We start from the raw sequence: 26,668 nt of genomic DNA, 5'->3' as shown, positions 1-26,668 counted from the left end.
CTATGGCGCTTACCAAAGCCGACATTGCAGAGCACCTGTTCACCCAGCTCGGGATGAGCAAGCGTGAAGCCAAAGACATGGTGGAAGCCTTCTTTGAGGAAATCAGACAAGCGCTCGAGCGCGGTGAACAAGTCAAGATTTCAGGCTTCGGTAATTTTGACCTTCGTGAGAAGAATCAGCGTCCCGGACGTAACCCCAAGACGGGCGAGGATATTCCCATCAGCGCCCGCCGTGTGGTGACCTTCCGGCCTGGCCAGAAGCTCAAGGCCAGGGTAGAAAATGTTGAACCCAATGAGTAATAAAAAGCCAGGCAGATGCCTGGCTTTTGCATTTCGATGACAAAAATATACCTGCTGTTGGGTGCGTTGCTGGCTTTGCCGCTGCGTGCTGCCGTACTTCCCCTGCCGCCCGCCGCCCAGGCTTATGCCGATGACATCGGTCAGCTGACCTTCTGCTACCCGAGTCTGGAGCGTCCTCCCTATCTCGAAGATCAGGGAGGGCTGCTTATCGATCAGATGACCCGCCTGGCCCGGCAACTGCCGGTGCCCCTGCACTTCAAGACGTTGCCCAACTGGCCGGCGGTGGAGCAGGGCCTGCGTGATGGTCAGTGCGACCTCATTCCTCACATCGGCCCTTCCGTCGAGACCCGCTCAGGCACAGTATTGAGCCGGGCCATGCTGGAGGCGGAATCCGCCATCCTCTATCGGGGAGATCTCGAGCATGCGGCTTTTCTGGTCTCGCCGGTCTGGCAGGCGGGCGAGGTGCTGAAACGTCTCTATCCCCACTCCACCCAGTTGCAGCTGACCGATGCGGACAACTGGTATCTGGCGCTGTTTGCAGAGAAGGGCAGCGCCTATCTTGGGGATTACCTGCAACTGCGTTACCTGATGCGGGAGTACCCGGATGAGGGATTGAGATTGCGCCGCCTGCGCAGCGACGAACTGGTGGTGAGCTATCGGTTGATGATGCGAGACATCCCGGGCTTGCTGCAACTGGTGGACACGGCGATCCGCTTCTTGCCGCCGGGTAGCCTCTATCGGGATCTGGGACGCTATCTGCCCCAGAGCGAGCAAGATATCAACCCCCTGCATTTTACCGACAAGGAGCAGGCCTGGCTCATTGGCTCGGCCCGCACCATCAAGATGGTGGCGGCGCCTGGCCTGATGCCTTACAGCGGTATCAATCCGCAAGGGGAGCTGATCGGCTGGAGTGACGATGTGTTGCGGCGGGTGAGCCGACAGACCGGACTCAACTTTGAACTCATTCCCACGGCCAGCAAGGAGGAGGCACTGGCCAAGCTTCGAAGTGGCGAAGCGGCGATGATGGCGGGTTTGCCGGAGTCGCCGGCGCTGGGGCAGGAGTTTAACTTCACCCGGGTCATTGCCATGAGCCGCTACGCCCTGGTCAGCCGCAAACGGGCGGAGTATCAGGCCCTGGATAGCGTTTCGGGCAGCATAGTGGTTCCCAAAGCCCTCTATGACGACAGCCAGCTGTCGCTGCTGGGCCCGCATCACTGGGTACAGGTGCAGGACTTGCAGCAGGGGATCCAGGCGATGCAGGATGGCAAGGCTGATGCCATGCTGGCGGAGCTCTATCAGCTGCAATACCCCATGCGCAACAACCTGCTGGCGGATCTCGCCATCCGGGAGCTCCCTCAGAACCTGGGTTTTAGCTTTGCCATCCGGCACGATCAGCCAAGGCTTTCCGGCGTGATGGAGCAGAGCCTGATGACCATCAACGATCGGCAGGTGGATGAGCTGGTACAGCGCTGGCATCGTCTGATCCTGAATCAGCAGGAGGGGGTCAGCTATGGTTTATGGCTCACCTCCTTGCTGCTGGCCATGCTGATCAGCGGTGCGGTCATCTGGCTGATCTGGCGCTCGCGCCAGCAGCTCGCCCAGGCGGCCCGCGAGCGTCACCAGGCAGAGCAGGCGCTGGCGCTGGAGAGCAAGTTCCGGGAGTCGCTCTTCCAGACGTTGCCGGTCCCCGTGTTCCTGCGCAATGATCGGGGCGAGATCATCAAACGCAACAAGCGGGCCAAGCAACTGGAGGCCCGCTATCTGGCGGATCTGGTGCTGCCATCACCCCAGCTGCAGGGGGGAGAGGGGGAGCTGGCCCTGCGGGATCAGGTCTACTCTTATGCCCAGATCCCGCTGCAACTGGGCAGCCAGACGCCAGCGGGCGATCTCATCGCACTCTCCGACATCAGCGCCCTGCGCGAACGAACCCGTCTGCTGCGCCAGGCCGAGCGGCGGCTGCGGGCGCTGACCAATACGGTACCCGGCGTGGTGCTGCAGTTTACCCTCAAGGAGGGCGCCATCGGGCGGGTTGAATTTGTCAGCCGAGGCAGTCATGAGCTGCTCGGGCTGGCCAGCCAGCAGATCCGCCTCAATCCCAACGAAACACTCGTCAGGCTGGCGCGCCAGGACAGGCGAGAGATGCGCGCCCCCATGTTGACCATGTTGCTGGCGGGGCGTCCTTTCACCTACCTGCTGCGCTATCGCCACCCGAGCAAGGGGAGCCGCTGGTTGCAGTTCTCCGGCCGGGGGCGTCGCCAGGGGGAGGGCTGGCGCATCTACGGGGTGGTTCAGGATGTCACCACCCGGGTCGAGCAGGAGAAGGCCCTGCAGATCTCCCACGAGGAGGCCCAGCAGGCGGTGCTCGCCAAGGGACGCTTCCTCGCGGCCGTGAGCCATGAGATCCGCACGCCCATGAACGCCATGCTGGGGCTGCTGGAGTGGCTCGATCAGACCGAGCTGTCGGCGGAGCAGTCCTCGGTACTGACCCACATCAGGCAGGCGGGCAACGAGCTGCTGGGGCTGCTCAACGACGTGCTGGATTTCAGTCGCAACGAAACGCGCCAGTTGCGCCTTTCTCCCCAACCGACGGATCTGGTGGAGCTGTGTGAGCATGTGGCCGCCGTGCACTGGTCCAAGGCTCGTGCCAAGGGGCTGCAGCTTCGTCTCCATCTCGATCCCGCCTTGCCCGCATTGCTGGAGCTGGATCCCCACAGGGTGCAGCAGGTGCTGCACAACCTTATCTCCAACGCCATCAAGTTCAGTGAGCAGGGGCAGGTGGTCATCTGGGCACAGCGTCAGGGGGACACGCTCTGCTGCGGCGTGGATGATGAAGGGCCCGGGATCAGTGCCGAGCTCTTGCCCCGGCTGTTTCTTCCTTTCGAGCAGGGGGAGGAACCCGGCCAGCTGAGGGCACAGGGTACCGGGCTTGGTCTTGCCATCTGCCACCAACTGATGGAACAGATGGGTGGCGACATTGATGTGGAACCTCTGTCCGCCGGCGGCAGTCGCTTCCGCTGCCGCTTCCCCTTGCACGCCCTGCAGGAGCGGGCTCCCTGGAAGCCGAGCGTCGACACTGTCTGCCTGCAACTGATGGGAGAGGATAACGACTACATGCGTACCTGGCTGCAGGAGCTGGGGGTGAGGGAGAGCCCGGCGGGAGAGCACCTGAGTGCCGTCCGGGATGAACAAGGGCTGCAGCACTGGTTCTGGCAGGAAGAACCCTGGATCCCGGGAACCGTGGTGACCCTGCTGCAACCCAGGCTGAGTCAGCACCAGGCGATGCCAGGCACCCTGCCCGGCGCAGGGATGCGGGTGCTGCTGGTGGAAGATCACGAGGTAAACCGGGTGCTGATCAGCATGCAGCTCAGCCAGCTCGGCGCCCGGGTGGTGAGCGCGGCCAATGGTCGCCTGGCCCTGGATCTGTTGCAGGAGGAGACGGTGGATCTGGTGCTGACCGACTTGCAGATGCCGGTGATGGATGGTGCCGAGCTGTGCCAGCAACTGCGTGGTAGCGAGCGCTGGCAGCATCTGCCGGTCTATGTGATCACCGCGGACCTGAGTGAGCAGGCCGCGCAACTGCTGACCAACTGTGGCTGCCACGGTCATCTGGACAAACCGGTTCTGCTCAGGGAGCTAGCCACTTTGCTGCGCACTGTCTCTGGCCGCGAGGGCTTCATCTCGCAAGAGAGGGAGGAACCCACCCCCGCCTGGGTCCAGCAGGATCTGATGCCGCTGAGCCCCGAGCTGGCGACGCTCTACCTGACCTCCACCCGTCAGGATCTCGCCGACATTGAGCGCTGTGTCACACAAGGGGACATTGCAGCCCTCGAGACGGCTTTACACAAGATGAAGGGGGCCGCCAAAATGGTGGGGGCTATGCCCCTGGTCCAGGTGATCGATGCCTGGCAGAAGGCGCCCGATAAGCCCCTGGTGGAGCCCCTTACCCGTGCCGTGGATGATGTCTGTCGGCAACTGAGCAAGAGAGCATGAGATGATCATCACTGAGGAAGAGTTATTAGCGCTGCTGGAGTCCGATGTGAACCTGGATCCGGCATTTCACCCCGTCAGCATCCATGCCCTCGATGCCGTGTCATATCAGGCCGCCAAGACTCTGGGCATCCCGGATTATGTCAGCCTGCACCGTACTCAGCCTGACATCAACTGGCGCTGGGAGGGGGCCTTCACCACCAGCGCGATCGCCCTGTTCGAACCCGAGGCCCACCAGGGCCAACCCTATCTGTCCCAGCTGATGGCCGAGGGGCAGGGGATCTACCGAGTGACGGATCCCTGGCTGGCCGAACTGCAAGCCCGGGAGCTGCGCTGGCGTGACTGGCTGGCGAGGCTCTCGGTCTTGCTGCTCGAGGACCACCCGTTTCAGGGAGCCTGCATTGCCCAGGAGATCCAGTCTCTCGGGATGCCCTGCCAGTGGGTGCAGGATGGGGACGCCTGTCTGCAGGTACTGGCGCAGCACGAGGTGGGATTGCTGGTCTGCGATCTCAGCCTGGGGGAGGAGGATGCCATCGGCCTGTTGATGGGCCACGCCCAATACAAGCATCTGCCCATCATCCTGCTCTCCAGCCACGATCAGACGCTGATCGATGGCGCTCGCCGCCTGCTACACGATGCGGGATTCAACGTGCTGGCGGCCCTCGCCAAACCGTTGAATCACGGCGATCTGCTGCGCCAGCTCAAGGCCCTCTATCTGGGGCCGGCCCAGTCTCTCAGACGACACGGATTGAAGCGCACCATCCGCAGCTGGCAGGAGAAGGTGCTGGGCCAGATCAGCCTGATGGCGGATGCTGCCACCACCCATTCCCCCATCTGGCTGGCCCTGAGTGGTGTGCCACCTCATTGGGATCCCCTCAAGGCCTGGCTGGAACAGCACGGTCGGCGAACCGACGAACTGACCCTGATCGTGCACAAGCGGGATCAGCTGTTGAGCCGGGCGGATCGCTTCGCACTGGTATTGCAGGCGAGCATGGCGGGAGGGCAGCTGGCACTGCTGCTGGACAATGGTCAGCATCTGCCCTTCGAGGAGCTGGAACGCTTGCCTCTGCGTTACCTGTTGCTGGGGCCCCACCTGTTGCCTGAACTGGAGGCGATGGCGACGGATTCCCTGCTGGATCGCTTCATCGCTCGCGCCAGAGAGCTCGGTATCGGCCTCTATATCGATGATCCCTTCAACCAGCAGGACGCGGCCTTGTGGCAGGAGCGCGGCGTCGCGGGTCACTGGTGACTCGCTATCTCTGCTGGCCAGTGGATGAAGCGCGGCTATTGGCCGGGTTTACCGGATGGCTGCATCCTGCCCGGCGCAGCGACCTGCCGGTCATGATGGTGGTGGGTGCGCGTGATTGCTGGTTACGGGAGTTGGCGGGGGCGGATCCCGTCCAGCTGGTGGCCGCTTACGAACGCCTCAGCGAGCAGACGATTTACCTGCGCTTCATGCGCCCCAGACAGAAGCCAAGCGCCGAGCAGGTCTCCTTCTTCATCGATTACCCAAGGGACACCCAGATAGGCTTGCTGCTGACGGACAACGATGGGGTGCCATTGGCGCTGGCGCAGTCCATACGGCGGCGACGACATCCGGATCGGGCAGAGTTTTCCTGCGTGGTGGCGGATGACTTCCAGCATCAAGGGGCGGGTCGGCGCATCCTGCTGGCGCTGGCGTTGCTGGCATACGGGGAGGGGATCCGGGAGTGGACCGCCGAGGTGCTGAGCCAGAATCGCCCCATGCTGAGCCTGCTGAAGGGGTTGGGATTGCCACTGACCCTGGTGACGGGACGGGAGATGGTTTTCGTGCGCCTGGATTTGAGCGTTCTCGGCAAGCTGGATCTCCACCGGGCCTAAGACCAAGGGCGAATGGGCCGGACTCGTCCCCTGTGTTAAGGTTTGCTGGTCATCGTCAGAGGAAATCAACATGGTGCAGTCTGCCAAACATATCGTGATCCTCACCGGTGCCGGCATCTCGGCCGAGTCCGGCATCAAGACCTTCCGGGCCAGTGACGGTCTCTGGGAAGAGCACAGGGTTGAGGATGTCGCCACCCCGGAAGGCTATGCCCGGGATCCCGTTCTGGTGCAGGGTTTCTACAACGCCCGCCGCCAGCATCTGCAAAGTGCCGACATTCACCCCAACCCCGCCCACTATGCCCTGGCCCGTCTGGAGCGCTTGTTGCCAGGCCGGGTGACGCTGGTGACCCAGAATATCGACAACCTGCACGCAGAAGCGGGCAGCAAGAACCTCATTCACATGCACGGTGAACTGCTCAAGGCCCGTTGTCCCGCATCGGGTCAGGTGGTGGAGTGGCGGGGGGATCTGCATCAGGAGGAGCTCTGCTCCTGCTGCCAGTTTCCCCAGCCCTTGCGGCCCCATGTGGTCTGGTTCGGAGAGATGCCATTGGGACTGGATCGCATCTATGCCGCCCTGGCCCAGTGCGATCTCTTCATTTCCATCGGCACCTCGGGGGCCGTTTATCCGGCGGCGGGCTTTGTCCATGAGGCGGGGCTCAATGGTGCCCATACGATCGAACTCAATCTGGAACCGAGCGAGGTGGGCAGCCAGTTCGATGAGAAACGCTATGGCCCGGCTTCTGTACTGGTGCCAGCCTTCGTGGACGAGCTGCTGCAAGCCCTCGGGATACAGCAGCCCAAGGCCGTCCAGGGACATAACTGGATGGAGATGCGCGGTCCCTGACTATTGTGTCATTGCACAGTTGCATTGGTTCGATGAAGTCGCCACACTGACCATTAAAGTATCAGGTGCAGCTGGCGCAACCTCTCATGGATATCTTGAAACAATGGATGGCAGGTCTCCTGTTGGTACTGATCTCATTCGGTGCCGGGGCTTCTTCACCCCTGCTGCAGCTGGTCCTCGCTGACAAAACGGTCGTCAACATGGATGAGGCGGCGCTGGCGGCATTGCCAGAGGTGGAGTTCAAGACCGCCACCCCCTGGACCACGGGGGTGCACAGCTACCGGGGGCCGACCCTGGCCTCCCTGCTCGCGTCGCAGGGGCTCAAACAGGTGAGCATCATCGATGTCATCGGTCTCAATGGCTATCGTCAACGGCTGGATCTCTCCCTGTTTAGCGGGATTCCTCTTACCGTCACACGTTTTGAGGATGACAAACCGCTGACCCGTCGCAACAAGGGGCCGCTCTGGTTGCTGATGCCGTTTTCCGCCTACCCCGCGCTGGATCTGCCCACCATCCACAGCTACATGGTATGGCAGCTGATCCGTCTCGAGGTCGTCCAGTGAGTCGTCGCCAGCGCCATAATCTGCTGCTTGTCGCCATCTCCTCGCTCTTTCTGTTTTCGTCGGTCTGGGGGCTCTTCCTCCAGAACCGCCATGAACAGCTGGTCGATATCTTCTATCGCAATACGCACTGGAATATCAGCCAGGTCATGCTGGAGTCCCAGCGCTTCCTGTTTGACCTGCGCCTCTACCGGGCGGGCAGGCTCGACATGGAGACCCTGAGCCTGAATTACGACCTGTTGTGGAACCGGCTGGATATCTTTCTCATCAGCAGTGAAACCGCCGATGCCCGGACGCGCCACGGTCTTGGCGAGGTGCTGGCGCAACTGTTTGCCCAGGTGAAGCAACTGGAGCCCCAGATGCAGGCCGGGGCGCTGCAAAATGATGCCGCCCTGGATCAGATTGAGAGCCGGATTGCGGCGCTGACCCAGCAAGTGGAACAGATTGGGGAGCAGATCCTCTCCGGCCAGGAGCGGGAGGAGTCGGTCAACAAGCTGCGCCAGAGCTTGTTCTGGCTGCAGATCTGGCAACTGCTGCTGCTGGTGACCGGGGGTATCCTGGTGTTTGCCCTCATTCGCGCCAACCTGCAAAACCGCCGTCTCTCCCTGCTGGATCCCATGACGCGCCTCGGCAATCGCCGCGCCCTTCAGGGGCAGTTGCGACAGAGCCTCATCAAGAGCCCTGCCATGGCCCTGGTGGTGCTGGATCTCAAGCGCTTCAAGCAGGTCAATGATCAGCTGGGCTACCAGGTCGGTGATCGCCTGCTGCAGACGGTAGCGGCCAAGTTGCGGCAAGCCCATCCCAATCGGGCCTATCGGCTGGGGGGGGATGAGTTTGCGGTGATCCTGCATGGGGAGGAGTCACTGCTGGCATCCCAGCTGGCAGATCTGCAAGATCTCCTGCAGTTCGAGTTCGTCACCCGGGAGAGCAGCGTCGAGCTTGCCTGTCGCTTCGGGGTGGCGCTGGCTCAGGGGGGAGAGGCGAACCTGCTGCAGGAACAGGCCATCCTGGCCCTCAATCAGGCCAAGCGGGACAATCTCTCCCTCGTCTGGTTCCAGCCCGCCATGCAGATGGCGCTCAGGCGGGATCAGCAGCAGTTGCAGCAACTGCGCAACTGGCTGGCGGGAACGGGGCCTGCCCCCATTGAGAGCGTGTTTGAGGATCTCGAGGACGAGCGGGGCCAGCGCATCGCGGCCATGCGCCTGCGCTGGTGTGCGGGGCAGCAGGCGTGTGAAATGAGCTGGATGCAGGAGCGGGGCATACTGGGGCCCGTGGTATCACGACTCCTGACGGACGCAGTCGGCCCCTTGCCGCTGTTGCTGGCGCTGGAACAGCAGGCACAGCTGGCTCATCTGCTCGCCAGCTTGCCACCCTTGCCGGGCGGTGCCGTGATCCTGGCGCTGCCCACCCTGTACGAGGAACCTGAACTGCTGACCAAGCTGCAACAGAGTGGTTGCGTGCTGGCGGTGCGGGAACTCGGCAGCCGCACGCCGGATCTGCTGGAGGCGGGCTGGCCCCTGGGTTATTGGCTGCCGATGATGGGGGAGCACGAAATCCTGTTGCAACCCCTGGCCCAGCGACTCGGGTTGCGGCGGCTGGCCAACGCCAGGGTCGGCACCAGATGGGACGAACTGATGGGCTAGACGGCCAGTCGAGCGGCCGTGCGGGTGAACAGGGCATTGAAAACGACAAAGGCGACCCAGGGTCGCCTTTTTCATGCCTTGCGTTTGCAAAGGCTCATGGCTGGGGGAAGGGGGCGCAGGATGACCTGATCACCAGATCCGGGTCCACGGTGATCAGCCGGTTGTCGATGGCTTCACCGTTGATCCGTGCCAGCAGGCGGGTGACGGCGAGGCGACCCAGCTCCTCCTTGGGCTGATTGATGGTCGTGAGTGGCGGCGACATGTATTGGGCGAGGGCCACGTTGTCATAGCCGACCAGGGAGAGATCCGCCGGGATGCTGAGCCCCGCCTGATGGGCGGCGCTGATGACCCCCATGGCCATCATGTCGTTGCACACGAAGAGGGCACTCGGTCGACTGGGTTGGCTGAGCAGCCGCACCATGGCGTCGTGACCACTGGCGCAATCGAAATCCCCCTCCTGGATCCAGGCTGGATTGATGGTGAGCCCGGCCTCCTGCATCGCCTGGGTGAATCCGGCGAGACGCTGATCGGCGGGGGCACGGTTGTGCGGGCCCGTGATGCAGCCGATGTCGCGGTGGCCGAGGGCCAGCAGATGGCGGGTGGCCAGATAGCCTCCCTGATGGGAGTTGTCGGCGATGAGATCCACTTCACGACTCTCCATGCCCCAGTCCATCACCACCACCGGCAGGTTCTTGAGCCAGTCGAGCTGATTGAACACCTCCTGCTGGCCTTCGCTGCACATGATGAGCAGGCCATCGACCCGCTTTCTGAGCATCATCTTGAGGTAGGAGAGGGCGGTGTGGGCCTCTCCTTCGGTGTTGCCCAGCATCAGGTTGTAGCCCTGTTCGAAGCAGTAGCGTTCCACCCCGCGCACCACTTCGGCGAAGAAGGGGTTGCTGGAGGTGGTGACCAGCATGCCGATGCTGTTGGTCTCCTTCACCTTGAGGCTGCGGGCCACCAGGCTCGGAGCATAGTTGAGGGCCTGCATGGCGGCGAAGACCCGCTCCCGGGTCTCCTCGGCCACGAAACGGGTCTCGTTGATGACGTGGGACACCGTGGTGGTAGAGACCCCGGCCCGGGCGGCGACTTCCTTGATGTTGGCCATCAGCGACCCGGGGCCGTCTGGGCTTGCAGGAAGCGCTCGACCTCAGCCTTGGCGGGGATGGAGCTCTGGGCCCCTAGCCGGGTGACCGAGAGGGCCGCCGCGCCGTGGGCAAAGCGCACCGCGGCAGTGAAATCATCTCCTGCAAGTTCGGATGCCAGCAGAGCGCCGTTGAACGTATCCCCTGCGGCAGTGGTATCCACTGCCTCGACCCGAAAGCCCGGCACCAGTATCTGGCGTGCCTCGTTGCTGCAATACACGCCCTGGGAGCCTAACGTGATCATCACGTCCGCAATGCCCATCTGATGGAAGCGAACGGCCGCCTCGCGGGCGCTGGCCTCGTCCTTCACCTTGATGCCGGTCAGCAGCTCGGCTTCGGTCTGATTGGGGGTGATGAGATCCACCAGGGCCAGCAGTTCGGCACTGAGAGGGCAAGCGGGCGCCGGATTCAGCACCACCCGGGTGCCGTGGGCGCGGGCCAGCCGGGCGGCTTCCAGCACGCTTTCGAGCGGCACTTCCAGCTGCAGCAGCAGGGTGTGGGCCGCGGCGATGAGGCCTTCGTGTTCCCTGACCATGGCGGGGGAGAGGGCGCCGTTGGCCTCGGCGGAGATACCGATGCTGTTCTCCCCTTCATCGCTCACGTAGATGATGGCGATGCCGGTGGGGAGGGTCTGGTCGAGTTCCACCGCACTCACGTCGATGCCGTCTTTGGCGAAGCCATCGCGCATCTGGCGGCCGATGGCATCATCCCCGACCCGGGCGATAAAGGAGACGTCTGCTCCTAACCGGGCGGCGGCGACCGCCTGATTGGCACCCTTGCCGCCGGGCACTATCTTGTATCCGTGGCCGGTCAGGGTCTCACCGGGACGAGGGAAGTGGGGGACGCGCAGCACATGGTCCGCATTGACACTGCCGAGCACAACGAGACGATTCATATTCAGTCACCCTTGGTTTAGAACATCTTGGCTTGAGGGGGCTCAAGCCAAGAGGCTCTGGGATGCAAAGCACCCTTGATACGGGTCTTGCACGGGGGAGGCGAGCCTCCCCCTTCTTGCACTTACTTGCTGACGATCTGCAGGGGAACCGGGATGGATTGCTCCACCGGCTGACCCTTGAGCACCTTGTCGGCGGTTTCCACACCGATGGCGCCGATGAGGGCCGGTTGCTGGGCCACGGTGGCGGCCAGTTTACCCTTGGCGACGGCGGCCTTGCCATCATCGGTGCCGTCGAAGCCGACGATCATCACCTCTTTGCCTGCCGCTTGCACGGCGCGGATGGCGCCGAGCGCCATCTCGTCGTTCTGGGCGAACACCGCCTGCACGGTCGGGTGGGCGGCCATCAGGTTTTCCATGACGTTCAGACCCTTGGTGCGGTCAAAATCGGCAGGCTGGGAGGCCAGCACCTGCAGCTTGTTGGCGGTCACCGCCAGGGCGAAGCCTTCACCACGGTCACGGGCGGCGGAGGTGCCGGCGATCCCCTCGAGCTGGATCACCTTGGCACCGGTACCGAGCTTCTCGGTGATGAAATCACCGGCCAGCTTGCCGCCAGCCACGTTGTCGGAGGCGATATGAGCCTTGACCTCGCCCTGGGCGGCGCCGCGGTCCAGGGTCAGCACCGGGATGTTGGCCTTGTTGGCCAGGCGGATGGCGTTGCCCACGGCTTCGGAGTCGGTGGGGTTGATCAGGATGGCGTCGACCTTGCGCACGGTGAGATCTTCCACGTTGGAGAGCTCCTTGGCCGGGTCATTCTGGGAGTCCAGTACCACCAGGGTGTAGCCAAGCTCCTTGGCCTTGGCCTCCGCCCCTTCCTTCATGGTGACGAAGAAGGGGTTGTTGAGGGTGGAGACTACCATGGCCAGGGTGTTGTCGGCGGCGTGGGCCGTGCCCAGCACGGACATGACGGCGGCGGCGAGCAGGGTATTGAGCTTTTTCATCGTTTCATTCCTTGTGTGTGCGTGGTTAACGTTCTTATCGGGTGCTTTTGTTGTCGATCATCACGGCGAGCAGGATCACGCTGGCCTTGGCAATCATCTGGTAATAGGAGGAGACGTCGAGCAGGTTCAGGGCGTTGTTGAGGAAGCCGATGATGAGCGCCCCGATGAGGGTCCCCATGATCCGGCCCTTGCCACCCATCAGGCTGGTGCCGCCGAGTACCACGGCGGCGATGGCGTCCAGCTCATACCCCATGCCGGCGGTCGGCTGGGCCGACGACAGGCGGGAGGTGACGATGAGGCCGGCCAGAGCCGCGAGGGCGCCACAGAGGCCATAGACGGCAAGCTTGACCCTGTCCACGTTGATGCCGGAGAGGCGGGTGGCGGATTCATTGCCACCGAGGGCATAGATGTAACGACCCAGGCGGGTGTGGTTGAGCATGAACCAGGCCAGCAGGAAGACGATGGCCATCAGCCAGATGGGGGCAGGCAGGCCGAACAGGTAACCGGTCCCGAGCCAGGCGAAGTGATCGGCGCCATCGCTGAAACCGGTGGAGATGGGTCGCCCCTCGGTGTAGACCATGGTCACCCCGCGCAGGGCCGTCATGGTCACCAGGGTGGCGATGAAGGCCTGCACCTTGCCCTTGGCGATGATGAGGCCGCTGATGCTGCCGAGCACGGCGCCGGCCCCGATGGTGAGGGGGACCACCAGCCAGATGGGCAGCTCCATGGCGACCAGGGTCGCGGCCAGGGCGCCACACAGGGCCAGCACGGAGCCCACCGAGAGATCGATGCCACCGGTCAGGATGACCAGGGTCATGCCGACGGCGATGATGGCGTTGACCGAGGTCTGACGCAGGATGTTGAGCAGGTTGTCGGCGGTGAAGAAGTTCGGGCTCAGGAAGGAGACCACCCCGATCAGTACCAGCAGCGCGACCAGGGATTTGTTCTCGATCCACCACGCCTTGCTCATGAGACCACGGCGGGGAAGGGTTTGGGTTGTCATCGTTGTGCCTCTTGCTCTGCTTGCCACTGTTTGCCCACTGCGGCCGCCATCAGTTTCTCCTGATTGGCGTCCTGGGTGTTAAATTCTGCGCTGATGCGCCCTTCGTGCATCACCAGGATGCGGTCGCTCATGCCGAGTACTTCCGGCATCTCGGAGGAGACCAGGATGATGCTCATCCCCTCCTTCTTGAACTGGTTGATGAGCTGGTAGATCTCTTTCTTGGCCCCCACGTCCACGCCGCGGGTGGGCTCGTCCAGGATCAGTACCTTGGGACGGGTGAGCAGCCCCTTGGCGATGGCCACCTTCTGCTGGTTGCCGCCGGAGAGCAGCTTGATGAGTTGCTCGCTGCTGGGCGTCTTGATATTGAACAGGCGCACGTAATCGGCCACCGCCTGACGCTCCGCCTTGCCGTCAATCTTGCCACCCTTGTTGAACTCGTCGAGGGCGCACAGGCTCATGTTTTCCCGCACCGAGAGCTCCAGTACCAGACCATCCCCCTTGCGATCCTCGGAGATGTAGGCGATACCGGCATTGAGGCCGTCGGCGGGGCTGCGGGGGCGCAGGGGATGCCCATCCACAGTGATCTCGCCAGCGCTGATGAGGTTGGCGCCGTAGATGAGCTTCATCAGCTCGGTGCGCCCGGATCCCATCAGGCCGCTGAAGCCCAGGATCTCTCCCTGGCGCAGGGTGAAGTTCACTCCGCGCACCCCGGGGCCCATCAGATCCCGCACCTGCAGGCTGACCGGGCCGAGTTCGCGCTCGAGGCGCGGATACTGCTCCTCCAGTCGACGGCCCACCATCATCTCGATGATCTTGTCTTCATCAAGGGCGCTCACCGCCTCCTGACCTATCCATTTGCCATCCCGCAGCACGGTGACCTGATCGCAGATCTGGAAGATCTCTTTCAGGCGATGGGAGATGTAGACGATGCCGCAGCCCTGCTCGCGCAGCTCGCGAATGACTGCAAACAACTGCTCGGTCTCGGTGTCGGTGAGAGCGTCGGTGGGCTCGTCCATGATGATGACGCTGGCATCGAACGACAGCGCCTTGGCGATCTCCACCATCTGCTGTTCGCCGATGGAGAGATCCCCGAGCCGGGTGTCCGGGCCGTGCTTGACCCCGAGGCGCGCCAGCAGGCCACTGGCACGTTCGCGCAGTTGCTGGTGATCGATGTTGCCAAAGCGGGTGCGCGGCTCACGGCCGAGGAAGATGTTGGCGGCAATTGACAATTCCGGCAGCAGGTTTAGCTCCTGGTGGATGATGCTGATCCCCTGATCCTGGGAGTCGCGCGGTCCCTTGAAGTGAACCGGTTGGCCACGGTATTGAATGCTGCCCGCATCGGCCTGATAGATGCCGGTGAGCACCTTCATCAGGGTCGACTTGCCGGCGCCGTTCTCACCGAGCAGGGCCATCACCTGGCCCGGATAGACCCGCAGACCCGCCTCGTCGAGGGCGCGCACCCCGGGGAAGGTCTTGACGATGCCACTGAGCTCCAAAATGGGGCTGAGGACTTGGTCGGCGACGCTGTCGTGGCCGGTGGCGGGTGAGGGGGCCGAGGAGGTTGTGTTCATGACAGCTTCCTTTGGATGGCTTGTTCGAGGGCTCAAAACGCCACGCCGGCGCAGAGAATGAGATTGGCGTACGGGGTGACCTCGCCGCTGCGCACGATGGCCTTGCTCTGGCGGGAGCGGGTCTTGAACGCCTCGTGCAGGCAGTATTCGATGGCGATGGGCTTGCCCTGGGCGTTGGCATGCTGCTCAATCTGCAGGAGCAGGGCCTGATGGGTGGCGGGGCTTGTCAGCTTGATCTCGCTTGCCATGATCACCTTCTCCACCACCAGATCGGTGAGCAGGGCCCCCAGTACGGTATCGAGGCTGGGAATGCCCGCCATCAGTGCCAGATCGATGCGTTCGGGACCGGCCGGAATGGGCAGGCCGGCGTCGCAGACGGTGATCTCGTCGGTGTGGCCCATCTGTGCCACCAGGGCACTCAGGGGGGCATTGAGCAACTTGCCTCGTTTCATACTGCACCTCATCAGGCTTGGGCTTTCGCCTCGGCATTTGACTGGGCAACCGGTTACGCAACCGGTTGCGTTATGGGGTGGAAGATAGGCCCTAATGGTTAACGGGTCTAGAAAACCGTGATGAAAATGTGAAAACGATCTCAATGCGAGGGGGGGATTGGGGAATAAACAGGCCGGCTTGCTGCCGGCCTGAGGGTCAAATGAGCAGTGCCTGCTGCACGGTCGGGCGGGCCAGCATCCGCCGGGTATGGTCTGCCACCCTGGGGAAGGTTTCGATGTCGACGCCGTCGCTCTTGAGCCAGCTCGCCACCACGTACAGATAGATGTCGGCCAGGCTGAACTGCTCTCCCAGCACCCAGGGGCCGGTGAGGTAGTGGTTTTCTATCTGGGCGAAGCCGTCGCGCATGTTCTGCGGCATCTTGGCCTGCATGGCAATGATGGCTTGCTCATCATCGGCCCAGCGGGCCGCGCGCCGACCATGGGCGTGGGAGACATGCACGGTGGAGGCGAGGAAGCTGTTGACCTCCTGCATGCGGGCCAGCAGGAAGGGATCGTCAAGGGGGGCGAGCCCGGCCGCCGGGAAGCGCTGGGCCACATAGAGCAGCAGAGCCGGTGTCTCGGTCAGCACGCCGCGTTCGGTGACCAGGGCCGGTACCCGTCCCTTGGGGTTGATGGTCAGATATTCGGGGGATCGCTGCTCGCCGGCGGCGAAGTCGACGAGTTTGAGCTGATGCGGAGCATTGGCTTCCACCAGCGCGATGCGCACGGCCATGGCACAGGTGCCGGGGGTGAGATACAGGGTCAGTTCTGACATGCAAAGATCCTCAAGCTAACGGTGTGGCAGGGAGAGGGCACCCGGGGATCTCCGGGGCGTCTTGGGCATCCTACCCCCATGTCGTGCGAGGGCCAAGCGAGTAGGGACAGAAGGGGCGAGAAGAGAAAGGATAGCCGGGATCTTGTTTGGAAAAACTGAACGATATGGCGTGAAATCAATGGCTTTCTGAACAGAAGATAACAGGAAAAACGGCTACGCATGCCCGGTCAAATCGCTATAATGTGCCACCTTGATAGTCGCTTTCGATGTTGGATAGTCAATTGAGTAATAAAATGCGGATCGGTGGAACCCTCGAACAGTCCCTCAGTCAGGGATATCGTCTGGACTTGCAAGGGGTGCTGAAAGAGGGCTGGCAACAGACTCGTCGCACCGGCTTCGGTCTGGCGCTGGCCATCGCGGGTGTCATGGCGATCTGGATCCTGCTGAGTCAGACCCTGCTGAGTTCCCATATGGGGGCGGAGGGTGACATGGACATGGCGCTGGTGCTGAGCCTGCTCATCACCGTCATCATGTCCCCCATGACCTCGTCCCTCGACATGCTGGGCTTGCAGCAATCCGTCGGGGTTCGTGCCCGGCCGAACCAGGTGTTCGATTTCTTCCGCCACTTCCTGCGCCTGGGCAGCTTGAGCCTGCTGGGCAGCCTCATCACCAGCCTGTTTGGTCCCCTGTTCGAACTGGTGGGCCTGCCGGTGATGCTGGCCTTCATCCCCTCGGCCCTGGTCGGCATGGGGCTGGTGTTTACCGTGCCCCTGGTGCTGGAGCGCGGCTTGTCGCCCGCCCAGGCCATTCTGGTTTCCCTCAAGCTGTTCGCCCGTGGCTGGCCCAGCATAGTGTTGCTGCATGGCGTTATGCTGGCGCTCTTCTTCGTGGCGCTCATTCCCATGGGGCTTGGCCTCATCTGGGTGGCCCCTCTCTACTTCAACTGCAAGGGGATCCTCTATCGGGATCTGTGCGGGGTCGCCGTCGAGGTGACCGAGGTGGGGGAGCAGAACACCCCGCAAGGGCCGGATCATTTCAACGCCTGATGGGCGCATGGCAAAAGGGATTGCAGATGAAAAAGAGCGATGCCGGCCTCGCGGCCACCCTGCTGCTCATACCGGCACTCGGGCTGGCGCAGCCCTCGCAGCCACTCGAGCTGCAATACGCCACCTTCTATAGCCAGATGAAGACGGCTGCCAGAGGGGATTTTGGTGATGCCCGCCTCGGTTTCTATCTGACCGATCCACAAAACAGCCAGCGCTGTACCCTGCTCTCGGCTCGTGTATCGACGCCGGAGCGTGAAGTGCCCGCCGAGGTGACGGTGGATGGCGAGCTGCGTCTGCCCTATGACGATGACCTCAATCTGGACAAGGCCAGCGTCTGGGTCGAGCTGGGGGAACCTCACGAGCGCTGCGATCTCTCGGTGCAGGTAATGGCGGACGCCCCAAAAGGGTTGCGGGTGAAGGAGTTGCAGGTGCGCCAGCAGCAGATGATGGCCTTGCTGGACAAGCTGGCGGGCATGATCGGCAAGCACTTCCTGCCGAAGATGGAAGGGGTGCGCATCAGCCTGGTCAGCCCAAGCGGAACCGCCTATCTGAGTGAAGGGGATCGCCGGTTGGCGCTGCCATGGCAGGATGGGCAACTGCTGCTCAGCAATGACCAGCTAGCCGACTTTGCCAGTGGCAAGCTGCAGCTCGATGGTGAGGTCTTGCGGCTGACCCCCTGGCTGCATCAGGGTTAAACCTTGGGAAAATGAGACATGAAAAAGGAGCGCCAGGCGCTCCTTTTTTGTTGCTCGTGGGATGAGGGCTTAGCGCACCTCGATCACATCCAGCACATCCATCTCGTCGATGTTGAGCAGGGGGGCCGTGGGCAGCTCGGGGGGATCGAACGCCTTGTCACCGCCGTCTATGATGCCGGAGTCGCGATTGATGCTCTTGAAGTCAAACAGCTTGTGATCGAGCAGGTGGCTCGGGATCACGTCCTGGATGGCGGTGAACATGGTCTCGATACGGCCGGGGAAGCGGCGATCCCAATCCTGCATCATCTGCTTGATGGCCTTGCGCTGCAGGTTTTCCTGGGAGCCGCACAGGTTGCAGGGAATGATGGGGAAGGCTTTGACCTCGGCGTAGCGCACGAGATCCTTCTCCTTGCAGTAGGCCAGCGGGCGGATCACCACGTTCTTGCCATCGTCGCTCACCAGTTTGGGGGGCATGGATTTCAGCTTGCCGCCGTAGAACATGTTGAGGAACAGGGTCTCCAGGATGTCGTCCCTGTGATGGCCGAGGGCAATCTTGGTGCAACCGAGCTCCTGGGCGGTCCGGTAGAGGATGCCACGGCGCAGACGGGAGCAGAGGGCGCAAGTGGTCTTGCCCTCCGGCACCTTGTCTTTCACGATGGAGTAGGTGTCTTCCTCGACGATCTTGAAATCGACGCCCAGGGTCGCCAGATACTCGGGCAGCACGTGCTCGGGGAAGCCGGGTTGCTTCTGATCCAGGTTCACGGCCACGAGATCGAAATGGATGGGGGCGCTGGCCTTGAGGCTCATCAGGATGTCGAGCATGGCGAAGCTGTCCTTGCCGCCAGACAGGCACACCATGATCTTGTCGCCATCTTCAATCATGTTGAAGTCGGCGATGGCCTGGCCCACATTGCGCCGCAGGCGTTTCTGCAGCTTGTTGAAACTGTATTTCTCTTTGGCGTTAAGCTCTTCTAGCATGGCCTCAAACCCGGGACAAAAATAAGCGGCTTATTATAGCCATGTCCCGGGGGAGGGCAAGAAACGCTTATACCGGATGACGTCTGTCATCCACCGGGCAGCTGTAATCGTCCGGTTTGAGGATGAGGATGTCGCAGTTGAGCCGATCGACCACGTGTTCGGCGGTATTGCCGAGCAGGGCGGCGGACAGGCCGGTGCGACCGACGCAGCCCATGATCATCAGGGTGGACTTGAGGCTGTCGGCCATGTCGGGCAGAACCTCCTCGGGCAACCCTTCTGCGACACGGGTCCACATGTGACCGATACCAAACTGTTCCGCATGCTCGCGCAGCAGATCCTCGTGATGTTTGCGGATGGCATCGTTGTAGGCGTTGGGATCGAATTCGGGCAGCTCGATGGCCACGTTGACCGGGGTGCCCGGGTAGGTATTGACCAGGTAGAGGTTGGAGCCGAGCAGATCGGCGATGGCGGCCCCCTCGCGGGTGATGCGCTCGTTGAGCACCTTCTGCTCCACATCATCGCTCGAGCAATTGATGGCAGCGATGATGTTGCCACCACGCTGCCAATGGCCCTCTTTTACCAGCAGCACCGGGCAGGGGCATTTGCGCAGCAGGTGCCAATCGGTGGGGGTGAAGATGAAGGTCTGCAGGAAGGAGTGCTTGTGGGTCGCCTTGACCACCAGGTCGTGGCGCTGGGAGAGCACCTCCTGGATGACGCACTCAAACGGACGGTTGTGCCACATCACCTTGACTTCGCACTCCAGCCCTCTGGCGCGATAGGGCTGCAGTATCTCTTCCAGCCATTCCCGGCGCTGGGAGAGCACACCGTGGCGCATCTCCTCGCGCTCATCCACCGACAGCATGGCAGTCATCTCGTATGAGAAGTCGTAGATGGTCAGCAGCAGGGTCAGCTGGGCGCCCTCGTCCAGCTCGGCGACCTTGACCGCACGCTCGAGGGCGATTTGGCGCTCCTCTTCGGGGTTGATCACCACCAGAATGTTTCGGTATTTGACCATGGTTCTCCTCCTTGGCAAAAAACGCCAATGATGGCAGCTCTTTAGCCTTTACAGCTTAGTCCAAGGGGAGGGGCAATAAGGTGGGCCGGATCAAAATTCGGGGCGAACAGACCCGGCCGAGAACGAGTTGAGGAGGGAGATCAGCCGCAGGCGGGACGGGTTGCACCGGCCATGATGCCGAGTGCCACATGGTCCAGTACTGTGATGTACTTGCCCTTGACGCTGATGAGGCCGGACTTCTGGAAGCGGCCGAGCAGACGGCTGATGGTCTCGACGGTGAGGCCGAGATAGTTGCCGATGTCGCCACGGGTCATGGAGAGGCGGAACTCCTTGGCGGAGAAACCGCGCTCGGAGAAGCGCACCGACAGGTTGTGCAGGAAGGCGGCGAGACGCTCTTCGGCATTTTTCTTGGAGAGCAGCAGGATCATCTCCTGATCCCCCATGATCTCGTTGCTCATCAGCCGCATGATCTGCTGGCGGAGCTTCGGCATCTTGCCGGAGAGGTCATCCAGCACGTCGAACGGGATCTCGCACACCATGGCGGTTTCCAGCGCCTGGGCGAAGGAGGGGTGAGCCTGCTTGTGGATGGCATCAAAACCGACCAGATCGCCGGCGAGGTGGAAGGCGGTGATCTGCTCGTCCCCCTGCTCGGTGATGGTATAAGACTTGATGGTCCCGGAGCGGATGGCATAGAGCGATTTCAGCTCGTCGCCAGCCTTGAACAGTTCTTCACCCTTCTGGATCGGCTTCTTGCGCTCGATGATGCTGTCGAGCTGATCGAGTTCGTTGTCGTTCAGGGTGAAGGGGATGCAGAGCTGGCTGATGCTGCAATCCTGGCAATGAATTGCACAGCCACCGCTCTGAATACGTCTGCCAGGTTTCTTGTCCGGGATCATAGGCTCAAATGAATAATTGATTTATATCAAACAAGTTTACCACCAACTCATCCGTTTTGGATAGGGTTTCAAAAGGATGTGATCCCGATCCAGAAGGTGTGCAGGCCGTAAGCGATGAGCAGCAGGGCGCCGCCGAGGCGCAGACTGCGCAGGGTCAGCCAGTAGCGCAGGCGATCGGCCAGACCTCCCAACGCAAACAGGGTCGGCAGGGTACCGAGGCCGAAGAAGAGCATGATGAGTGCCCCACCCGTGGCGGAGCCCGCGGCCGCACTCCAGGTCAACATGGAGTAGACCAAACCACAGGGCAGCCAGCCCCATACCATGCCAAAGGGGAGGGCCTGCAAGGGGGTATGAAACGGGAGGAATCTGCTGGCCAGCGGCTTGATATGTGGCCAAAGCTTCGCCCCCATGCGCTCAAGTAGCAGAATGCCCTGCCACCAGCCCGCGAGATAGAGGCCGAGCGCTATCATCAAGATCGCCGCCACCAGTCTCAGCCCGGCGATGGCCTGTTTGCCGGCACCGAGTTCGCCAACACTGGCCAGCAGCCCCCCCACCAGCGCCCCCGCGATGACGTAGCTCAGGATCCGGCCGAGGTTGTAATTGAGCAGGTAGCCGAGCCGCCCCCAGAAGTGCTGGCTCTTCGGGGGGATCGCCATGGAGAGCGCCGCCGAGACCCCGCCGCACATGGCGATGCAGTGGCCGGATCCCGCCAGCCCCACCAGCAGGGCCCCCATCAGATCAAGGCTGCTGGTCATGGTGCCCCTTGCTCTCGTCCTCTGGCTCCTTGTCTTCAGCCTTGGCGAGCGGTTGCTCCTCATCGAACAGGATGTTGGAGCCCTGCCGGTCGAGATCCTCGAACTGCTCGGAGCGGATGGCCCAGAAGAAGACGACCCCGGCGATGATGACGAACAGGATGGCGATGGGGATGAGGACAAAGATGATGTTCATGGTCTCTACCTTGGCAAGTGTGCCCGTGGTGGCTGGTCCATGTTAACCCCGTTCGGGCCCGGCGCCAGCCGCCATCTGTCAGAAAATCTGGCCCGCCCCCTGGCAGGCCGTTCACTCAAGGGGCGGGATCAGCGGTTGAGCCGCATGGAGTTGGTGACCACTATGAGGGAGCTCAACGACATGCCCGCCGCCGCCAGGTAGGGGGGAAGCCAGCCGCTCGCCGCCAGCGGCAGCACCAGCAGGTTGTAGCCGATGGACCAGGCGAAGTTCTCCTTGATGATCTTGCGGGTGCGCAGCGCCAGGGTGCGGGCCGCCAGCAGGCGGGAGAGATCGTCCGCCAGCAAGATGGCGTCGGCACTGTTCTTGGCCAGATCCGTGCCCCCCGCCATGGCAAAAGAAGCATGGGCCCCGGCCAGCACGGGCGCATCGTTGATGCCATCCCCCACCATGATGCTGATCTCCCCGGCCGCTTCACGCCCCTTGAGATAGGCAAGCTTGCCATCCGGTGTCGCCCCCTTGATGAGTTCATCCACCCCGAGCTCCCGTGCCACCTCGTCGGCGGCGGCCGAGCCATCGCCCGTCAGTATGGTGGTTTTGAGGCCGGCATCCCGGAAGGCGGCGATGAGTGCCTTGGCATCTGTGCGCAGCGTATCGGCCAGGGTGAAGCGAGCCAGCAATCCGTGCTCGTCGGCCAGATAGATGACAAGGCCGCTCTCCTGCGGCGCCTGGCCATGGTCGTCACTCAAACCCAGCCAGCGGGCACTGCCAATCCTGTACTGGGTGCCGGCAATCACGCCCTGGATGCCGTGACCGATGACAGGGGTCACCTCGCTCGCCGTCAGCAGAATGTCGGCGGGGGCGGCGCGCTTGAAGGCACGAGCGATGGGGTGTTCGGAGTAGGCCTCCAGGGTGCGGGCGATGGCGAGGCATTCGGCATCGTCAAGCCCGGCCAGTGCCCGGGTGCTGACAAGGCGGATGTCCCCCGTGGTCAGGGTGCCGGTCTTGTCCATCACTACCCGGTTGGCACGGGTCAAAATGTCCAGCACATGGCCACGGCGCAACAGTATGCCGCTGCGGGTAAGATGGGCGGTGGCAGAGGTGAGCGCCGTGGGGGTGGCCAGCGACAGAGCGCAGGGGCAGGTCGCCACCAGCACTGCCAGGGTGATCCAGAAGGCGCGCTCGGGGGCGTGGAAGTGCCAGAAGGTCCATACCCCGGCGGCGATCACCAGCAACACCAGGATAAAGTGGCGGGAGAGCACATCCGCCAGCTCGGCGATGGCAGGCTTGTCGTCCAGCGCATGATCCTGCAGGCGCATGATCTGGGCGAGGCGAGACTCCTCGATGGGATGGCTGACCCGGATCTCCAGCGGCGCATCGGTGTTGATGGTGCCGGCGAAGACGGGCTCTCCCGCTTGCTTGAGCAGGGGGAGCTGCTCGCCGGTCAACATGGATTCATCCAGACTGGCGTTCCCCGTCACTATGATGCCGTCGGCGGGCAGGGTGGCGCCCGCCAGCACCCGCACCCTGTCGCCTGTGCGCAGGGTCTTGGCGGCGACGTCGTGTTCCCCGTCGTCATCGATGCGGGTCGCCATGATGGGTACCAGCCGCGCCAGGTTGGAGCTCGACTCCGACGCCTTGCGCCTGGCGCGCAGCTCGAGCAAGCGCCCCAGCAGCAGGAAGAAGACGAACATGGTGATGGAGTCGTAATAGACCTCACCGGTGTTGAACACCGTGGCCCAGATGGAGGCGACGAAGGCGCCGATCAGCGCCATCGACACCGACACATCCATGGAGAGGTGGCCCTGCTTCAGGGCGCGCCAGGCCCCCACGTAGAATGGCTGGGCGGAGTAGATCATGATGGGGGTCGAGAGCAGCAGGCTTATCCACTTGAAGTAGATCATGAACTCCTCCTCGACGCTGATGAAGAAGTCCATGTAGAGCGCTACCGCGCACATCATCACCTGCATGGATCCCAGTCCTGCCAGCGCCATGCGAAACATGTAGCTGCGCACCTCGCGGGCGTAGAGGGCTTCTTGGCTGTGGGTCTGGAAGGGGTAGGCGCGATAGCCAATCTTGGCAAAGCCCTTGAGGATGTCGCTCAAGGAGAGTTTGTCGGGGTCCCATTTGATGCGGGCGCGGTGGGTGGTGGTGTTGACGTTCACATAGTGCAGGCCCGGGAGTCCCATCAGGTGGCGTTCAATCAACCAAGCACAGGCGGCGCAACTAAGACCCTCTACGCTGAGCTGGATTTCGCGAAGTTTCTGACTGCCTGAGCCGGTTTCCACCACGAAATCCTGCTGCACTTCCGCCAGATCGTAGTGGGTCATGGCGACCAGCTCGCTCGGCACCAGTTCCCCCTTGATGCCGGGAGCGGTACGGTGTTCGTAGTAGCTGGCAAGGCCGCATTCGAGGATGGTCTGCGCCACGGCCTGGCAGCCGGGGCAGCACATGGGTTGCACTATGCCCTTGATCTCGAGGGCATAATCACTGCCAGTGGGAACCGGTTCACCGCAGTGAAAACAGCCGGTCATGGTGTATCCCTCCTTGGGAGCGGGCGGGGTGTCTGGGAAGCTGGCCGACTCGTCCAGGACGGCCATTCAGGGGGCATCAACGGCCCTTGGGATCGAGCTCGACGGCCGCCCCGGTCGGCAGATGTACCGTCTCTTGCAGGCGCCATTCGTGGTTGAAGGCATCGACCCGGATGTGCCATTTGCCGGTGATGGGCTTGTCCAGCATCAGGCGATAGACACCCTTGCCATCGGCGGTCACCAGATGTTCGTTGTCATGACCTGCCAGGGTGGGGTGGAAGAGGGATACATGCAGGGCCTGACCGGGCGGCACATCACCGGAGAGCGGCTTCAGGGTCAGCTCGCTGCCCTTGACCTCGAGGGCGATGCGGATGCCCAACGCCCCGGCGCGATCGAACTTGCTGAGATCCTGATTGATCTCCTTGCCCTGCTTGTAATAGTCCTCGGCCACCAGGTTGACCCCATCCTTGCTGGCGATGATGGCGGTGGCGATGCTGCCGACCACGGCGGCGCAGGGGAGGGCGATGATGAACCAGGGCCAGAATTGGCGATACCAGGGTTGAGTCATAGTTGCTACTGCCGTGAAACGTACGCTTAACGAATGGAGGGGTTTTAGCCAACACAAGATAACAAAAAGCCCCGAAGAGTCGAGGCTTTTTGCTGCGTAATCACGTGCTTATCACATGTTACTGCGCTTTTTGTCCCTCGTTGTGAGACAGGCTGTAGACATAGGATGCCAGCAGTTGCACCTTGTCCTCCCCGAGGATGTCCTTCCAGGCCGGCATGACCCCGTGACGCCCGTGGGTGATGGTCTGCTCGACCACCTGACGGGAGCCACCGTAGAGCCAGGTGTTGTTGGTGAGATCCGGCGCGCCGAAGGCGATGCCGCCCTTGGCATCCGGGCCGTGACAGGCGGCGCAGATGGCAAAGCGTGCCTCGCCCTTCTTGGCTTCCACCAGATCCACCTTGCGACCGGAGAGACTCAATACATAGGAGGCCACCTCCTTCACCCCATCCTGACCCAGGATCTCGCCCCAGGCGGCCATGACCCCCTGACGACCGCCCATGATGGTGGTCTTGATCTGCTCAGGTGCGCCGCCCCACTGCCATTCGCTGTCGGTCAGGTTCGGGAAACCGCGACCACCGCGGGCATCGGAGCCGTGGCACTGGGAGCAGTTTTGCAGGAACAGGCGCTGACCCACCTTGCGGGCTTCCGGATCGGCGGCGATCTCCTCGATGGGGCGATAGCTCTTGCCGTCAGCCTGGTAGGCCAGCTCGCGGAACTTGGCACCATAGACCTCGTCGGCCTTGGCGAGCTCCCGATCGTACTCGACCGCGCGCCCCTCGGCCTTGGCGGAGGCGGCCGCCGCCTTGGATTCGGCCAGGGAGCGGATGTCCTGGTTCGAGCTCTGCCAGCCCAGCAGACCCTTCCAGTTGCCCAGGCCCGGGAAGGCGAGCAGGTAGATGAGGCCGGTGACGATGAAGAAGATGAACATGTAGGACCACCACTTGGGCAGCGGGTTGTTGATCTCCTCGATGCCGTCGAAGGCGTGCCCCATGGGCTTGCCTTCTTCGGTTCCCAGCTTGTCCTTCATGCACCAGAGCAGCAGCAGGAAGCAGCCGATGATGGTGCCCAGACTTATCACGGTGACAAAAATGCTAAACAGAGTGCTCATTATTGCTTCGCTCCTGCGTTCTTGTTATCAGCACTGGGTTGCTCATCGTCGGCAAAAACCAGGTTGGCGGCCTCGTCGAAGGAGGCCTTGCGGCGCTTGCTGTAGGCCCAGACGATGATGGCGATCATGATGATCAGCAGCAGCAGGGTGTACAGGCCGCGAAATGTACCGTAATCCATTTCCGCCTCCTTATTTCAGGGCATGACCCAGTGATTGCAGATAAGCGACCAGGGCGTCGAGCTCTGTCTTGCCCTTCACTGCCTCACCGGCGCCTGCGATGTCGGCGTCGGTATAGGGCACGCCGAAGTGATCCCGGAACAGGGCCAGCTTCTTGCCGGTCAGCTCGCCGCTCAGGACGTTGGTCTCGAGCCAGGGGAAGCCGGGCATGTTGGACTCGGGCACCACGTCCCGCGGGTTGATGAGGTGGGCACGGTGCCAGTCATCGGAGTAGCGGCCGCCGACCCGGGCCAGATCCGGCCCGGTACGCTTGGAGCCCCACAGGAAGGGGTGCTCCCAGACGCTTTCACCGGCGACCGAGTAGTGGCCGTAGCGCTCGGTCTCGGCGCGGAACGGACGGATCATCTGGCTGTGGCAGACGTTGCAGCCTTCGCGGATGAAGATATCGCGCCCTTCCATCTGCAGGGCGGTGTAGGGCTTGAGGCCCTCCACCGGCTCCGTGGTCTGCTTCTGGAAGAACAGGGGGGTGATTTCGACCAGGCCCCCCAGGCTGATGGCAAAGATGATGCCGACCACCAGCATGGGAACGCTTTTTTCAAATATTTCGTGACGGTTATTGTTGCTCATGGCGTGACCTCTTC

The 26,668-nt window shown here is 62.4% G+C and carries 26 protein-coding genes; 9 read left to right on the top strand and 17 right to left on the bottom strand.

What is annotated here, in order from left to right; genetic code table 11:
* Nucleotides 1–2 precede the first annotated feature (2 nt).
* The 7 genes from ihfA (at nucleotide 3) to ACW5W7_RS10975 (ending at nucleotide 9,193) form a co-directional block, all read left to right on the top strand.
* A complete protein-coding gene (gene ihfA, locus ACW5W7_RS11005; RefSeq protein ID WP_005300715.1) occupies nucleotides 3–299 on the top strand; it encodes an integration host factor subunit alpha in 297 nt (98 codons plus the stop codon).
* 36 nt (nucleotides 300–335) lie between these two features.
* The gene (locus tag ACW5W7_RS11000; protein WP_456501721.1) at nucleotides 336–4,289 is read left to right on the top strand and encodes an ATP-binding protein; all 3,954 of its coding nucleotides are present in this window, start codon (nucleotides 336–338) and stop codon (nucleotides 4,287–4,289) included.
* Between the two features lies 1 nt (nucleotide 4,290).
* Nucleotides 4,291–5,535, top strand: a complete 1,245-nt coding sequence (locus tag ACW5W7_RS10995) for a response regulator (protein ID WP_456501720.1) — start codon at nucleotides 4,291–4,293, stop codon at nucleotides 5,533–5,535.
* Nucleotides 5,532–6,146, top strand: coding sequence for a GNAT family N-acetyltransferase (locus ACW5W7_RS10990; RefSeq protein WP_456501719.1), 615 nt, complete (start codon nucleotides 5,532–5,534; stop codon nucleotides 6,144–6,146). The genes ACW5W7_RS10995 and ACW5W7_RS10990 overlap by 4 nt, the downstream gene beginning before the upstream one ends.
* Nucleotides 6,147–6,216: 70 nt before the next feature.
* Nucleotides 6,217–6,990, top strand: coding sequence for a Sir2 family NAD+-dependent deacetylase (cobB, locus tag ACW5W7_RS10985; RefSeq protein WP_349922320.1), 774 nt, complete (start codon nucleotides 6,217–6,219; stop codon nucleotides 6,988–6,990).
* A gap of 86 nt (nucleotides 6,991–7,076) precedes the next feature.
* On the top strand, nucleotides 7,077–7,553 hold the full coding sequence (locus ACW5W7_RS10980) for a hypothetical protein (protein WP_349922318.1): 477 nt from the start codon (nucleotides 7,077–7,079) through the stop codon (nucleotides 7,551–7,553).
* Nucleotides 7,550–9,193, top strand: coding sequence for a GGDEF domain-containing protein (locus ACW5W7_RS10975; protein WP_349922316.1), 1,644 nt, complete (start codon nucleotides 7,550–7,552; stop codon nucleotides 9,191–9,193). The genes ACW5W7_RS10980 and ACW5W7_RS10975 overlap by 4 nt, the downstream gene beginning before the upstream one ends.
* A 94-nt stretch (nucleotides 9,194–9,287) precedes the next feature.
* Here ACW5W7_RS10975 and ACW5W7_RS10970 read toward each other — a convergent pair whose 3' ends face one another.
* The 7 genes from ACW5W7_RS10970 to ACW5W7_RS10940 all read right to left on the bottom strand — a co-directional run bounded on the left by ACW5W7_RS10970 (nucleotide 9,288) and on the right by ACW5W7_RS10940 (nucleotide 16,068).
* On the bottom strand, nucleotides 9,288–10,298 hold the full coding sequence (locus ACW5W7_RS10970; RefSeq protein ID WP_456501718.1) for a substrate-binding domain-containing protein: 1,011 nt from the start codon (nucleotides 10,296–10,298) through the stop codon (nucleotides 9,288–9,290).
* The gene (gene rbsK / locus ACW5W7_RS10965; RefSeq protein ID WP_456501717.1) at nucleotides 10,298–11,230 is read right to left on the bottom strand and encodes a ribokinase; all 933 of its coding nucleotides are present in this window, start codon (nucleotides 11,228–11,230) and stop codon (nucleotides 10,298–10,300) included. Before rbsK ends, ACW5W7_RS10970 begins: the two co-directional genes overlap by 1 nt.
* A gap of 122 nt (nucleotides 11,231–11,352) precedes the next feature.
* The gene (gene rbsB / locus ACW5W7_RS10960) at nucleotides 11,353–12,228 is read right to left on the bottom strand and encodes a ribose ABC transporter substrate-binding protein RbsB (protein ID WP_456501716.1); all 876 of its coding nucleotides are present in this window, start codon (nucleotides 12,226–12,228) and stop codon (nucleotides 11,353–11,355) included.
* A gap of 34 nt (nucleotides 12,229–12,262) precedes the next feature.
* Nucleotides 12,263–13,231, bottom strand: a complete 969-nt coding sequence (rbsC, locus tag ACW5W7_RS10955; RefSeq protein WP_349922308.1) for a ribose ABC transporter permease — start codon at nucleotides 13,229–13,231, stop codon at nucleotides 12,263–12,265.
* A complete protein-coding gene (gene rbsA / locus ACW5W7_RS10950; protein ID WP_456501715.1) occupies nucleotides 13,228–14,802 on the bottom strand; it encodes a ribose ABC transporter ATP-binding protein RbsA in 1,575 nt (524 codons plus the stop codon). Before rbsA ends, rbsC begins: the two co-directional genes overlap by 4 nt.
* Nucleotides 14,803–14,834: 32 nt before the next feature.
* Nucleotides 14,835–15,254: a D-ribose pyranase gene (gene rbsD, locus ACW5W7_RS10945; RefSeq protein WP_349922304.1), complete on the bottom strand. Its 420-nt coding sequence runs from the start codon at nucleotides 15,252–15,254 to the stop codon at nucleotides 14,835–14,837.
* Nucleotides 15,255–15,450: 196 nt separating this feature from the next.
* Nucleotides 15,451–16,068 carry a glutathione S-transferase family protein gene (locus tag ACW5W7_RS10940; protein WP_456501714.1) on the bottom strand — a complete coding sequence of 206 codons (618 nt, stop codon included), beginning with the start codon at nucleotides 16,066–16,068 and terminating at the stop codon, nucleotides 15,451–15,453.
* Between the two features lie 293 nt (nucleotides 16,069–16,361).
* On the opposite strand from ACW5W7_RS10940, the gene ACW5W7_RS10935 reads away from it, so the two are divergent.
* Nucleotides 16,362–17,114, top strand: a complete 753-nt coding sequence (locus ACW5W7_RS10935) for a hypothetical protein (protein ID WP_456501713.1) — start codon at nucleotides 16,362–16,364, stop codon at nucleotides 17,112–17,114.
* A 26-nt stretch (nucleotides 17,115–17,140) separates the two neighbouring features.
* Complete coding sequence (locus ACW5W7_RS10930) at nucleotides 17,141–17,809, top strand: DUF2987 domain-containing protein (RefSeq protein ID WP_456501712.1); 669 nt, start codon at nucleotides 17,141–17,143, stop codon at nucleotides 17,807–17,809.
* 69 nt (nucleotides 17,810–17,878) lie between these two features.
* Here ACW5W7_RS10930 and ttcA read toward each other — a convergent pair whose 3' ends face one another.
* The 10 genes from ttcA to ccoO form a co-directional block, all read right to left on the bottom strand.
* Complete coding sequence (ttcA, locus tag ACW5W7_RS10925; RefSeq protein WP_456501711.1) at nucleotides 17,879–18,787, bottom strand: tRNA 2-thiocytidine(32) synthetase TtcA; 909 nt, start codon at nucleotides 18,785–18,787, stop codon at nucleotides 17,879–17,881.
* Nucleotides 18,788–18,854: 67 nt separating this feature from the next.
* Nucleotides 18,855–19,802 (bottom strand): universal stress protein UspE, encoded by a 948-nt coding sequence (uspE, locus tag ACW5W7_RS10920; RefSeq protein WP_434668266.1) that lies wholly within the window; start codon nucleotides 19,800–19,802, stop codon nucleotides 18,855–18,857.
* A 140-nt stretch (nucleotides 19,803–19,942) separates the two neighbouring features.
* Entirely contained in the window at nucleotides 19,943–20,698 is a 756-nt protein-coding gene (locus ACW5W7_RS10915; RefSeq protein WP_349922295.1) for an FNR family transcription factor, read from the bottom strand.
* A 68-nt stretch (nucleotides 20,699–20,766) separates the two neighbouring features.
* Entirely contained in the window at nucleotides 20,767–21,453 is a 687-nt protein-coding gene (locus tag ACW5W7_RS10910; RefSeq protein WP_456501710.1) for a sulfite exporter TauE/SafE family protein, read from the bottom strand.
* Entirely contained in the window at nucleotides 21,437–21,646 is a 210-nt protein-coding gene (gene ccoS, locus ACW5W7_RS10905) for a cbb3-type cytochrome oxidase assembly protein CcoS (protein ID WP_349922293.1), read from the bottom strand. The genes ACW5W7_RS10910 and ccoS overlap by 17 nt, the downstream gene beginning before the upstream one ends.
* Before the next feature lie 128 nt (nucleotides 21,647–21,774).
* On the bottom strand, nucleotides 21,775–24,177 hold the full coding sequence (locus tag ACW5W7_RS10900) for a heavy metal translocating P-type ATPase (protein WP_456501709.1): 2,403 nt from the start codon (nucleotides 24,175–24,177) through the stop codon (nucleotides 21,775–21,777).
* 76 nt (nucleotides 24,178–24,253) lie between these two features.
* A complete protein-coding gene (locus ACW5W7_RS10895) occupies nucleotides 24,254–24,742 on the bottom strand; it encodes a FixH family protein (RefSeq protein WP_456501708.1) in 489 nt (162 codons plus the stop codon).
* Between the two features lie 118 nt (nucleotides 24,743–24,860).
* A complete protein-coding gene (ccoP, locus tag ACW5W7_RS10890; RefSeq protein WP_456501707.1) occupies nucleotides 24,861–25,850 on the bottom strand; it encodes a cytochrome-c oxidase, cbb3-type subunit III in 990 nt (329 codons plus the stop codon).
* A complete protein-coding gene (locus tag ACW5W7_RS10885; protein ID WP_349922289.1) occupies nucleotides 25,850–26,029 on the bottom strand; it encodes a cbb3-type cytochrome oxidase subunit 3 in 180 nt (59 codons plus the stop codon). Before ACW5W7_RS10885 ends, ccoP begins: the two co-directional genes overlap by 1 nt.
* 10 nt (nucleotides 26,030–26,039) lie before the next feature.
* Nucleotides 26,040–26,654 (bottom strand): cytochrome-c oxidase, cbb3-type subunit II, encoded by a 615-nt coding sequence (gene ccoO / locus ACW5W7_RS10880; RefSeq protein WP_349922288.1) that lies wholly within the window; start codon nucleotides 26,652–26,654, stop codon nucleotides 26,040–26,042.
* Nucleotides 26,655–26,668: the final 14 nt, after the last annotated feature.

This window comes from Aeromonas intestinalis (genome assembly GCF_054052485.1).
The sequence above is the reverse complement of the archived record's forward strand: the minus strand, read 5'-3'. Positions and strand labels throughout refer to the sequence as shown.